The organism is Vibrio coralliirubri, assembly GCF_024347375.1.
Lineage (GTDB): Bacteria > Pseudomonadota > Gammaproteobacteria > Enterobacterales > Vibrionaceae > Vibrio > Vibrio coralliirubri.
Genome location: NZ_AP025470.1, coordinates 389,587 through 402,154, shown reverse-complemented (window position 1 = coordinate 402,154; position 12,568 = coordinate 389,587). Strand labels below are relative to the sequence as shown.

The 12,568-nt window shown below is 44.0% G+C and carries 11 protein-coding genes and 1 tRNA gene; 6 read left to right on the top strand and 6 right to left on the bottom strand.

Annotation, left to right across the window (positions count from 1 at the left end; all coding sequences use genetic code 11):
• Nucleotides 1-61: 61 nt before the first annotated feature.
• Complete coding sequence (locus OCV20_RS01950; protein WP_048612616.1) at nucleotides 62-469, bottom strand: VOC family protein; 408 nt, start codon at nucleotides 467-469, stop codon at nucleotides 62-64.
• 249 nt (nucleotides 470-718) lie between these two features.
• A tRNA-Leu gene (locus OCV20_RS01945) sits at nucleotides 719-803 on the bottom strand.
• Nucleotides 804-997: 194 nt separating this feature from the next.
• On the opposite strand from OCV20_RS01945, the gene OCV20_RS01940 reads away from it, so the two are divergent.
• On the top strand, nucleotides 998-1,474 hold the full coding sequence (locus tag OCV20_RS01940; protein ID WP_086775218.1) for an RDD family protein: 477 nt from the start codon (nucleotides 998-1,000) through the stop codon (nucleotides 1,472-1,474).
• 64 nt (nucleotides 1,475-1,538) lie between these two features.
• Here OCV20_RS01940 and lptG read toward each other — a convergent pair whose 3' ends face one another.
• Both lptG and lptF read right to left on the bottom strand, forming a co-directional pair.
• On the bottom strand, nucleotides 1,539-2,609 hold the full coding sequence (lptG, locus tag OCV20_RS01935) for an LPS export ABC transporter permease LptG (protein ID WP_017058938.1): 1,071 nt from the start codon (nucleotides 2,607-2,609) through the stop codon (nucleotides 1,539-1,541).
• Between the two features lie 3 nt (nucleotides 2,610-2,612).
• On the bottom strand, nucleotides 2,613-3,713 hold the full coding sequence (gene lptF, locus OCV20_RS01930) for an LPS export ABC transporter permease LptF (RefSeq protein WP_086775219.1): 1,101 nt from the start codon (nucleotides 3,711-3,713) through the stop codon (nucleotides 2,613-2,615).
• 192 nt (nucleotides 3,714-3,905) lie between these two features.
• Between lptF and pepA the strand changes: the two genes are divergently transcribed.
• From pepA to OCV20_RS01905, 5 genes are all read left to right on the top strand, one after another.
• Nucleotides 3,906-5,426, top strand: a complete 1,521-nt coding sequence (gene pepA, locus OCV20_RS01925) for a leucyl aminopeptidase (protein ID WP_017058936.1) — start codon at nucleotides 3,906-3,908, stop codon at nucleotides 5,424-5,426.
• Between the two features lie 99 nt (nucleotides 5,427-5,525).
• Entirely contained in the window at nucleotides 5,526-5,975 is a 450-nt protein-coding gene (locus OCV20_RS01920; protein WP_017071288.1) for a DNA polymerase III subunit chi, read from the top strand.
• Between the two features lie 102 nt (nucleotides 5,976-6,077).
• A complete protein-coding gene (locus tag OCV20_RS01915; RefSeq protein WP_086775220.1) occupies nucleotides 6,078-8,951 on the top strand; it encodes a valine--tRNA ligase in 2,874 nt (957 codons plus the stop codon).
• Nucleotides 8,952-9,170: 219 nt separating this feature from the next.
• On the top strand, nucleotides 9,171-9,575 hold the full coding sequence (locus OCV20_RS01910) for a DUF2061 domain-containing protein (RefSeq protein ID WP_050652143.1): 405 nt from the start codon (nucleotides 9,171-9,173) through the stop codon (nucleotides 9,573-9,575).
• Between the two features lie 133 nt (nucleotides 9,576-9,708).
• The gene (locus OCV20_RS01905; protein WP_086775221.1) at nucleotides 9,709-10,614 is read left to right on the top strand and encodes a bifunctional helix-turn-helix transcriptional regulator/GNAT family N-acetyltransferase; all 906 of its coding nucleotides are present in this window, start codon (nucleotides 9,709-9,711) and stop codon (nucleotides 10,612-10,614) included.
• A 49-nt stretch (nucleotides 10,615-10,663) separates the two neighbouring features.
• Here OCV20_RS01905 and OCV20_RS01900 read toward each other — a convergent pair whose 3' ends face one another.
• Both OCV20_RS01900 and rraB read right to left on the bottom strand, forming a co-directional pair.
• Nucleotides 10,664-11,458: a glycosyl hydrolase 2 galactose-binding domain-containing protein gene (locus tag OCV20_RS01900; protein WP_086775222.1), complete on the bottom strand. Its 795-nt coding sequence runs from the start codon at nucleotides 11,456-11,458 to the stop codon at nucleotides 10,664-10,666.
• A gap of 125 nt (nucleotides 11,459-11,583) precedes the next feature.
• Nucleotides 11,584-12,000, bottom strand: coding sequence for a ribonuclease E inhibitor RraB (gene rraB / locus OCV20_RS01895; RefSeq protein ID WP_017058930.1), 417 nt, complete (start codon nucleotides 11,998-12,000; stop codon nucleotides 11,584-11,586).
• Nucleotides 12,001-12,568 lie beyond the last annotated feature (568 nt).

The following is a 12,568-nucleotide window of genomic DNA, read 5'->3' as shown; positions in this document are numbered from 1 at the left end:
TAATCTCTATTTATAATTCTAATAAAACCAAGCAGCAATTTCACTATCCAATTTCACAGGTTCAACTTAAAGAGTCGCAGTGCACCATCCAGCGTATTCCGAATTTATCTTCTACTTTGCCAAATCGAGCCCCCCAAAACGTATCTGCGAGTGGAGTCATTATCCGCCCTCCCTTCTTAAGCTTTTCAAAAATTTGTTCTTGAGTCGCGATATCTTCAGTTACAAGAGAAAGAGCGAGATTGTTGCCTTCGAGTTCTTTTGCCTTAACACCATCAGACATCATCAGCTTCATACCAAACGCTTCGAACTCAGCATGCATAACCCAATCAGGTTGAGCTCCCTCTATTACCTGTGGTGCATCACTAAAAAGTTGCTTAGATAAAACCACACCACCAAAACACTTATGATAAAAATCCAGTGCTTCACTACAACGACCATCAAAAAATAAGTAAGGGGTTACTGTCAGCATATTTCTCTCCTCTGTTAGTCCTTTAAACATAGACAATAGAAGAGAGAATGACAGGTAACATCATGATTTAAGATAATTAATTCATTATCAGATCGAATAGCGAAGGGAAACTATGGGATTTAGGAATGAAACATCATGATCTGTCTGATTAAGAAGCTTTCCTGCCCTGCCGCCACCGCGAAGGCAACGCTTCCTATATCCCAGATACAACAAAGCCCCGACTTTCGTCGAGGCTTTGTCATTTAAATATGGTACCGGTAGGCGGACTTGAACCGCCACGCCCGAAGGCAACGGATTTTGAATCCGTCGTGTATACCAATTTCACCATACCGGCATTATCTTGGGGCATTGCCCTTTCGATGTTTGGCATTATACGTATGCGAACTGATGTGGCAAGTATAAAAACTTGAATTCATGTGTGTTTGCCGATAATTTCGCCACTAAGTCATAAGCTGTGCGTCATGTCTCTTTTCAGGCTAAGCCTTAAACTATATTCTGACGCCTCAATTTTTAAAGAAGTAATAACACATGACATCAACAAACACTCTGCCACCAGCAGGAGTCATGCGCCGATTTGGTGCCTTGTTCTACGACGCTCTGATCGTAATCGCTATTGAAATGTTGGCGGCTGGCGTCATTGTCGCTCTACTGCACGCACTCATGGCTCTCGGCATTTTTAACCACAGCGGATATGCCGATGTTAGTGACTTCTTAACCAACCATCCGGTTTGGAGCCCTGCATATACCTTTTACTTAGTGGCCGTTTGGGTATATTTCTTCGTGTTCTTCTGGACTAGAGCTGGTCAAACTCTCGGTATGAGAGCTTGGAAGCTGCGCGTTCAAAACAAAGATGGCTCGGCTATCACAATAACTCAGGCGCTGATTCGTTTAGGTACTTCAGGTTTTGGACTAGCAAACCTATGTGTTCCATTCGATCCTGAAAAACGTGGCTTTCACGATATCTGGGCAAAGACCGAAGTCGTTGTGTTACCACAAGTACGATAGCGTGATTTAAATTAGCTCCAATCAAGATCAAAAAAGGAAGGCGTTATGCCTTCCTTTTTTCTATTTACAGTTTCCGCCTCAAGAGCATGATGGCAATTCCAAGGAACACCACGCTCGGGGCTATTGCGCCAAAGGCAGGCGGTATTTGATAAACCAAACTCACCGGGCCAAAGAACTCACTGGATATATAGAAGGTAAAGCCAGCAATAACACCTGACAAAATCCTCGCACCCATGGTCACACTACGCAAAGGACCAAAGATAAACGACAGTGCCATCAACATCATAACTGCGATAGAAATTGGCTGGGTTATCTTTCTCCACAGCGCCAATTCATAACGTGATGCATCTTGCTCTGACGCCTTCAGATAAGAAACATAATCATACAACCCACTTAACGACAGCTCTTCTGGTTTAACCGTTACTATCGCCAACTTGTCTGGAGCTAATGAAGTTTCCCAAGAGTAAGTCGGTAGGCTTTCTTTGGTAATTTGAAGCTCATTTTCAAAAGACGTGATCTCTACATCCTTCATCGTCCACACGTTGTCTCCAACGTAATCAACTTCGTCAGAATAAATAGCGGTTTTCAGTGCCTTGTTTTCATCAAAGCGCCACATATTCATGCCATATAGCTTCTGGTCATCGATTTTGACAATAAAAATGAAGTCATTGGCATCACGAGCCCAAACACCACTTTGCGTCGAAATAATATTACCACCAGCAATCGAGATGGTTCTTAAATCACGAGCCATTTTCTGCGCTTGCGGTGCACCCCACTGACCAAGCAATGTCACCACGATCATCAGTGGAATAGCCGTTTTAAGTACCGATAGGCCGATATCCAACTTAGAAAAACCAGCTGCCTGCATAACGACAAGTTCGGAACTTGCAGCAAGCATACCAAGTCCAATCAACGCGCCAAGCAATGCTGCCATTGGAAAGAACATTTCGATATCACGAGGGATACTCAGTAAAACAAAGTACAGCGCTTGTAATAGATCGTATGTACCACGGCCAACTTTTCTCAGCTGCTCTACATATTTAATGATCCCAGAGAGACCAACAAACGTCACCAATACCAGTGACGTCGTTGCGATGATGGTTCTGCCTATATATAAATCGAGAATCTTAAACACGGCTTAAGCCAACCTCTTATTCTTGAGTTTTTCTTTCAAACGCCTTACTGGCACGCTATCCATAAAGTTTGCACCAATCGCGACAAATAACAATAACGCATTGATTGGCCACATGCCGATTACCGCAGGAATGCTCCCCTCTTCGATTGAAGACTTGGTTGCACTGATTGCTAAGAAATAAGTGAGATAAATCAGTATTGCTGGGCCGATTTTCGCAAAACGACCTTGTCGGGGGTTTACCGCAGACAGTGGCACGACAAGCATGGTCAACAATGGAATACAAAGTACCAAAGAAATACGCCACTGCAACTCTGCTTTCGCACTATTGTTTGAGTTACCAATCAGTTCAAGTGTAGGGATCGCTTCCCAGTCTCGACCTTTCTTCTCAACTTCACGCTGACCAATCAGGCCTTCGTATTCTTCAAAGTGCGTCACCCTGTAGTCAAGACGAGTCGGAATGCCTTCATGACGAGTACCATCGTACATTACGATCACTTGGCGACCATCACTGAGCTCTTTTACATCGCCCGACTTGGAAAACATCACACTTGGCAGTACAGAATCACGCGGACGCATTTGAGCAACGAACACATTTTCTAACTTATTACCGTCGATATCATCGATAAACACGACAGAAGAACCATCCGGCGTACCTTCAAACTTACCTTTTGGTAGCAAATCAACGCTGTTCTCTGCGGCTACTTCTTCATACATTTGTTCAACTTTGTCTTGTGACCAAGGAGATAACCAAAATGAGTTAAAGGCTGCAACAGATGCCGTAATCAAAGCGAGGTAAAGCGCAGATTGGATCAGGAATTTATTACCGATACCGGTGGCGTTCATGACCACTATTTCACTTTCAGCGTAAAGGCGGCCAAAAGTAAGCAAAATACCAATATAGATACTGAGTGGAAGCATCAATAGGCCCATCGCTGGCATATTTAAGCCAACAATCGACAATATAAGACTCGCAGGGATATCACCATCAGAGGCGTCCGCTAAAACACTGATGAATTTTTGGCTGAGAAACACGAGAAAGAGAACAAAAAAGATCGCAAATTGGCTCTTGATTGTCTCGCGGATCAAATATCTAACAATAATCACGCTCAAATTACCTATACAAAACTTGTTTTTTTGATTGAATCACTATAATTTCCCGTTGAACCTTTTATTTTTTTAAATTTTTAGCTAAGTGTTAGCGTTCTTCTTTAAGGTTAGTTCCATTATAGGATCCAACAAGTAAGAACCCATTATCTAACATTTAGTTCGATTTGTCTTCAGGATGTAGGAGTACGCATGGAGTTCAGTGTAAAAAGTGGCAGCCCAGAGAAACAGCGCAGCGCATGTATCGTTGTCGGTGTATTCGAACCGCGCCGCCTTTCTCCAGTAGCCGAGCAATTAGATAAGATTAGCGATGGCTACATTAGTTCACTGCTTCGTCGCGGTGATCTAGAGGGTAAACCTGGCCAGATGCTACTACTGCATCAAGTACCTGGTGTACTTTCAGAACGTGTTCTACTGGTAGGCTGTGGTAAAGAACGTGAGCTAGGCGAGCGTCAATACAAAGAAATTATCCAAAAAACCATCAGCACACTAAACGAAACAGGTTCTATGGAAGCAGTGTGTTTCCTTACAGAACTTCACGTTAAAGGTCGCGACACTTATTGGAAAGTTCGCCAAGCAGTAGAAGCGACCAAAGATGGTCTTTACACATTTGACCAATTCAAGAGCAACAAACCAGAGACTCGTCGCCCACTACGTAAATTGGTATTCAACGTACCAACACGTCGCGAATTGAGCCTGGGTGAGAAAGCAATCTCTCATGGCCTTGCTATTGCTTCAGGTGTAAAAGCGTCTAAAGATCTAGGCAACATGCCACCAAACATCGCAAACCCTGCTTACCTTGCTTCTCAAGCTCGTCGTTTAGCCGACGATTACGAGACAGTGAAGACTAAGATCATTGGCGAAGAAGAGATGGAAAAACTGGGTATGACATCATACCTAGCAGTTGGCCGTGGCTCTAAAAATGAATCTATGATGTCTATTATGGAATACAAAGGCGCTCCGGATCCAGATGCGAAGCCGATTGTATTAGTAGGTAAAGGTCTGACTTTCGATTCAGGCGGTATCTCGCTTAAGCCTGGTGAAGGCATGGATGAGATGAAGTACGACATGTGTGGTGCGGCGTCTGTATTCGGTACAATGAAAGCACTGGCTAAGCTGAACCTGCCAATTAACGTGGTTGGTATCCTAGCAGGTTGTGAAAACATGCCAGGCAGCAATGCTTACCGTCCCGGTGATATCCTAACGACAATGTCAGGCCAAACGGTTGAAGTACTCAACACTGATGCTGAAGGTCGCTTGGTTCTATGTGATGCTCTAACTTACGTTGAGCGTTTTGAACCTGACTGTGTTGTCGATGTTGCTACGCTAACTGGCGCATGTGTTATCGCTTTAGGTCATCACATCAGTGGCGTTCTATCGAACCACAACCCACTTTCTCACGAACTTGTTAATGCTTCTGAGCAAGCAAGTGACCGTGCATGGCGTCTACCAATGGCAGACGAGTACCATGAGCAGCTAAACAGCCCATTCGCTGATATGGCGAACATCGGTGGCCGTCCTGGCGGCACAATTACTGCTGGTTGCTTCCTGTCTAAATTCACTAAGAAGTACCACTGGGCACACATCGACAGTGCTGGTACAGCTTGGAAGTCAGGCGCAGCGAAAGGCTCGACAGGTCGTCCTGTCTCAATGCTAGTCCAATTCTTATTGAACCGCAGCGGCCAAGAGACTGAAGAGCAATCTTCAAAATAATAAAAAGGGCCTACGGGCCCTTTTTTAATAAGCGCTATTTGTTAGACCCTGTTAACCAAGTAACATTGATATCCACGATTTTCAGTTCGAGTATTAAGTATGCAGACTGCTACATTTTACATTGTGCCTTCAGACAGCCCGCAAGCCAGCGAAGATGGTTTTGCTCACTATGTGCTGTTTCTTGCTCAGCACTTTGCAAAACAAGGCGCTAAACTTTATCTCAACTGTAATGACAAAGAGCATGCCGAGCGTATTGCTGAAGTTTTCTGGCAAGTCGAACCCAGTGAGTTTATTGCGCACAACTTGGTTGGCGAAGGCCCGAAGTATTCAACCAACATCGAAATTGGCTATCAAGGCGTAAAACATAATTGGAATCGTCAGCTAGTAATTAATCTGGCCGATAATCATACAACCTTTGCGAACGCCTTTGCTCAGGTGATAGACTTCGTCCCTTGCGAAGAAAAAGCTAAGCAACTCGCTCGAGAAAGGTATAAAATTTACCGTCAGGCTGGATATCAGCTACAAACTATCGAGATTCAACATCCATAGTCAAACCTCATAGTTAAAGCTATCTTTGGATTTAGATTCAAGAAGCTTCACTTATGAAGTTTGACCACGATTAACCATTCACAGTATCCGTTTAAGAGCACTATGGAAAAAACATACAACCCAACATCAATCGAACAAGCTCTGTATAAGACTTGGGAAGAGAAAGGCTACTTTAAGCCACACGGTGACACATCAAAAGAAGCTTACAGCATCATGATCCCGCCACCGAACGTCACTGGCAGCCTACACATGGGTCACGCGTTCCAAGATACGATCATGGATACGCTTATCCGTGCTCAACGTATGAAAGGCAAAAACACGCTTTGGCAAGTGGGTACTGACCACGCTGGTATCGCAACTCAAATGGTTGTTGAGCGTAAGATTGCTGCTGAAGAAGGCAAAACAAAACACGACTACGGCCGTGAAGCTTTCATCGACAAGATCTGGGAATGGAAAGGCGAATCAGGTGGCACGATCACTCAACAACTTCGTCGTCTTGGTGCATCTGTAGATTGGGATCGTGAACGATTCACTATGGATGACGGCCTATCGGCTGCGACTCAAGAAGTGTTTGTTCGTCTATACGAAGAAGACCTAATCTACCGTGGTAAGCGTCTAGTAAACTGGGATCCTAAACTGCACACTGCAATCTCGGATCTTGAAGTTGAAAACAAAGACAAAAAAGGTTTCATGTGGCACTTCCGCTACCCGTTAGCGAACGGCGTTAAAACGGCTGATGGTAAAGACTACATCGTTGTTGCGACTACTCGTCCAGAAACCATGCTTGGCGATACTGGTGTTGCTGTTAACCCAGAAGATCCTCGTTACAAAGATCTTATCGGCAAAGAAATCCTACTTCCTGTTGTAAACCGTCTTATCCCTATCGTAGGCGATGAGCACGCAGACATGGAAAAAGGCACGGGTTGTGTGAAGATCACTCCAGCTCATGACTTTAACGATTACGAAGTGGGTAAGCGCAATAACCTACCGATGATCAACATCCTAACGTTCAACGCTGATATCCGTGATGCTGCTGAAGTCTTCACAACGAACGGCGAAGAAAGCGATGTTTACTCAACAGATATCCCTGCTAAGTATCAAGGCATGGAGCGTTTTGCTGCACGTAAAGCTATCGTTGCTGAATTCGATGAACTTGGTCTTCTTGAAGAGATCAAAGATCACGACCTAACTGTCCCTTACGGCGACCGTGGTGGCGTGGTTATCGAACCAATGCTGACTGACCAATGGTACGTGCGTACAGCACCGCTTGCAGAACCTGCAGTTAAAGCCGTTGAAGATGGTCAAATCCAATTCGTACCTAAGCAGTACGAAAACATGTACTTCGCGTGGATGCGTGACGTGCAAGACTGGTGTATCTCTCGTCAACTTTGGTGGGGCCACCGTATCCCAGCATGGTACGACAACGATGGTAAAGTTTACGTAGGTCGCACTGAAGAAGAAGTTCGTGAAAAGAACAACCTAGCGCCTGTTGTTGTGCTTAAGCAAGACGACGACGTACTTGACACTTGGTTCTCTTCTGCACTTTGGACGTTCGGCACACAGGGCTGGCCTGAAGATACTGAAGCACTGAAAACATTCCACCCATCTGAAGTTCTAGTATCTGGTTTTGATATTATCTTCTTCTGGGTTGCTCGTATGATCATGATGACCATGCACTTCGTGAAAGACGAAGATGGCAAGGCTCAAGTACCTTTCAAAACTGTTTACATGACGGGTCTTATCCGTGATGAAAACGGCGACAAGATGTCTAAGTCGAAAGGTAACGTACTTGACCCAATCGACATGATTGACGGCATCGGCCTTGAAGAGCTAGTAGAAAAGCGTTGTGGCAACATGATGCAACCTAAACTGGCTGCTAAGATCGAAAAAGCAACACGTAAGACTTTCGAAAATGGTATCGAACCTTACGGTACTGATGCGCTACGTTTCACTCTTGCTGCTATGGCTTCAACTGGCCGTGACATCAACTGGGACATGAAGCGTCTTGAAGGTTACCGTAACTTCTGTAACAAGCTATGGAACGCAAGCCGTTACGTACTAATGAACACAGAAGAGCACGACTGTGGCATGTCACTGCCTGTAGAAGACCGTGCAAACATGGAATTCTCTCTAGCCGATAAGTGGATTGAGTCTCAGTTTGAAGTTGCAGCGAAAGAGTTTAATGCTCACCTAGACAACTACCGTCTAGACATGGCAGCTAACACGCTTTACGAATTCATCTGGAACCAATTCTGTGACTGGTACTTAGAGCTAACTAAACCTGTTCTTTGGAAAGGTACTGAAGCTCAACAACAAGCGACTCGTTACACGCTTATTACGGTTCTTGAGAAGACTCTGCGTCTTGCTCACCCTGTGCTTCCTTACATCACGGAATCTATCTGGCAGAGCGTAAAGCCGCTAGTAGACGGCGTTGAAGGCGAGACGATCATGACTCAAGCGCTTCCTCAGTTTAATGAAGCTAACTTCAATGCTGAGATCGTTGACGACATCGAATGGGTTAAGACTTTCATCACCGCTATCCGTAACCTACGTGCGGAATACGACATTGCACCAAGCCAAGGCTTAGAAGTAATGATCAAGGTTGCTGATGAGAAAGATGCAGCTCGTATCGAAGCAAACAAGATTGTTCTTACCTCTCTAGCGAAACTGGACGATATTAAAGTTCTAGCGGACGGCGAAGAGACTCCTGCTTGTGCAACTAAACTGGTTGGCAAATCTGAGCTAATGATCCCAATGGCAGGCCTTATCGACAAAGATGCTGAGCTTGCTCGTCTAGATAAAGAAGTCGCTAAGACTCACGGCGAGATTAAGCGTATCGAAGGTAAGCTAGGTAACGAAGGTTTCGTTGCTAAAGCACCAGAAGCAGTTATCGCGAAAGAGCGTGAAAAGCTTGATGGCTACAAGGAAACTCTTGTTAAGCTTGAAGAGCAAAAAGCGACAATCGCTGCGCTTTAAAACCGAGTGAACGAGAAGGCTTCAAACTTCTCGCTCTAAATAGAAAGGTTGGTCTTGGTGGCCAGCCTTTTTTATACCTCTGATTCCAATGCTTCTCACTCTAGCCTCACTGATTGATAGGTTTCATCTATCAAATTAATCTCCACTTCCCATTATACTTAATGATAATAATTCTCAATAATAGACCTATCGAAACAACACAACGATTGAGTAATTATCATGAAAAAGACACTAACCTTTGCTGCATTACATTTTACTATCGCATTTAGTGTCGCTTACGTACTAACAGGCGACATCTTAATTGGTAGCTTAATCGCTATGATTGAGCCCTCTGTGAATACTGTTGCCTTCTATTTTCATGAAAAGGCGTGGGCTCAAGTTCCAGCGCTTAAAGCTCGTCAGTGGATGACCAAATTAAAAACAGCAAGCTTTGCTACCATCCACTTTAGTGTTGCCTTTACCGTTGTCTACTTGTTGACTGGAGATGCTTTCATCGGTGGTGTGATGGCCTTGCTAGAGCCAACTTTAAATACCGTTGCTTACTACTTCCACGAGAAAGTCTGGTTACGAAAAGCGGAAAGCCAAACAGTAAAAGCTCAGTTTTGCTTGCATCAACACGCTTAATCTAAAGCTCACTGAGTGATTGAAGTAACCTGCTTCGAATAACAAAATTCAGCTTACCATTGACAAAGTTGCGTACCGCAATTAAATTAATTGCGGTGCGCAACTTTATTTCTTAATCCAAAGGTAGGTAGTTATGAATTCTCAACAATTAAGAGACTATTCTCGTCAAACGGTTCGTTTACTTGGCATGCTTGATAAGCAGTGTGGCGATGTCGACCTCACTCCAGTCCAGGCTCATACTCTTGGTGAAATCCAGTTGCAGCCAATCACCATCAACCAATTGGCGCAGCAACTCAACGTAGATAAATCGAATGCTAGCCGCACTGTCACGGGGCTGCTCAAGCTTGGCTTAGTTGAAAGCCTAGAGAATCCAGTAGACAAGCGTAGCCAATTAGTCGCCCTAACTGCTCAAGGTATTGATGCGTTATCTCAACTCGACCAGCAGCAAAGCATCTTCTTTGAAAAAGTACTTTCGGCACTCAATGACAACGAACAACAACTGCTTAAGCAAGGACTTGAAAGCTATTTAAAAGGGCTAATGAAAGTATGCCAAGCGGATGAGTTTGTATTACGCCCACTCACAGAGTCAGACAACCAACAATTAGCCGAAGTCATTCGCCAAGTTTCGGCTGAGCATGGGCTCACAGAAGATAAAGGCTATGGCGTGGCCGACCCAACACTCGATGATATGTATTCTGTCTATAGCCAAGCGAATGCAATGTACTGGGTTATCGAACATAACGGAAAGATCGTCGGAGGCGGTGGCTTCGCCCCTCTAGCAGGTAAACCCAATGTGTGTGAGCTACAAAAGATGTACTTCTTACCGCAAACTCGAGGGCATGGCCTAGCCAAGCGAATTGTCGCTTTGAGCTTAAAGCAAGCCAAGCAATTTGGGTATCAACACATGTATTTAGAAACGACGGAATGCTTAGGTGCTGCGGTCAAACTCTATGAGAAGCTTGGGTTTGAGCACCTTGAGTCAGCTTGGGGAGAAACAGGCCACGACGCTTGTGAGGTTGTCATGGCCAAGTCGTTATAAGCAGAATGCGCCGCTATAGCGGAAGAAGATAGCGCTAAAATATACGGAGTTAACGTAGAAAGTTACTGACGCAAGAGGTTGGGTTCAAGGCAACAAAAGAACTCTCTTCTTGCCCATCAAGTACCACTTCTAATGGGTATAGATGCTTAGGGTTAGGATTCTCAATATCAAAAATGATAGGAGCTTCGACCTGGAACACGACGCCAGTATGTTCTGCGCGCACATCGATCGGCATTACGAGAGTCATACCATTAAACTTGATGGATGCCGATACTAACCCCGCCTTTAGCGTTTGATAGATAACATCCACTTTAAACTCACAGCCACCACCATGATGCCAGATCTGTTCTGTGACCACTTGCTCTAGCTTGACGTTTCGAACGAACTGCAGGTATGGCGCTTGCCAAATCCCGATGCGTGAATCAGATTTAGCGATAGCCTGTGAAGAGATAGAGTCATCCATATCCTCTTCAAGCAATAAGCTCTCCTCTTCTTCAAGGAAAAGGATCTCGAAACGGTTTCGGCCGGACTGCATATAAGGACGGATATCTTTACGGTATTCAGCTTGGCTACCATCACAATCAAACACAGCCACACCATTAAGTCGAACTTCAGCAAAGTAATCGACTCCAGCCATCACTAACTCAACAAATGGACACGCCAACATAGCGTCATCCACTTCGATGTCGTGCATCAGGTGCCACTCTTGCTCTGCAATTTCATTTTCACTCAAGCTATCAGGTAGCTTTGAGCTTAACGGAGCCGGAAAAGTGATGTCATCTTGTGGGATAGAGAGATCCGTCAGTGGCGAAATTTGCCAAAGACCATCGAGAAGCAACCGCATATCATTCCTTGAGCTAGATCAATTTTGACCGCATTATAATGAATGAATGCATATAAAGACATTTATTTTTCTGAGGGTAAAAAAATGCCAGCTCGAGGCTGGCATTTTTTAAAATTGGGAAAGAATTACTCTTCGCCTTCATCATCTTCGTCTGGGTAGATAGCATCTTCACCTTCGTAGTAAGTGCCCCAACCGTCGTAGATAATGTCAAACTTCTCTGCAAGGTTTACAAGCTTCTCAACTTGCTCATCAATCGCTTCTGCATTCAGAGTACATTGCATCGTTGCATCACAACAAAGTAGCTTATTGCCATCTTCATCTTCTGTCTCTTCAGCTTCAAGCACTTCAAAGCCCATTTTGAATGCTTCAACAACCGCTTTCTCAAGCACATCGAAATCTTCAGCAAATAGGTGATGCTCGATATCGTATAGAGCTTCAGGATCGCTACCATCTTCAATTAATGCTGTAATGATGTCGCGAGTCTCTTCCTTTTGAAATTCAATTAATTCCGCTACTGATAGATATTCATCTTCGTGAGACATGTGTCTGCTCCAGAGTGTTGACTATGAAAAGATCAAATTTGATTGCCACGAAATATGGCACGGATCGTCCAGAAAAGCCACCCAGATCAGGCCTAGAAAGGTAAGTTTATCGCGAGATCGCAGAGCCAATATCAATTCAAAAGTGAAATCAAAATCACAGAAACAAATTTTCAACATTTTATTAACTGCGCCGTATTTTAGCATTTCGTTTTTGTGGCCACTTTAGAGCTTATTGAATAAAACTTGCGTGATTAGTCACGTTAGGTGCATACGCTAAACCGCTTTTGGGGTGCATAAATCCTCAGCTTGTTATCAAAAAATGCATAATAGTGAATAAAAAATCACGATTAATAAGCAAAATTCAATTCTAACAAGCCATCAATTGAGCATAGATCCTCAAAAACGTTGTTCCGTTCGATAGCCAGTTAGTTGGAGTTTAATCTGTATAAACTTAAAAATAACAGGTTTTATGACCAATTATTAGCCAAATACCTTGTATTAACTCAATCTACAAAACTTGCATATTACGGACAAGCTTGTCATAAATAGACGCTGGATTAATAGTAAG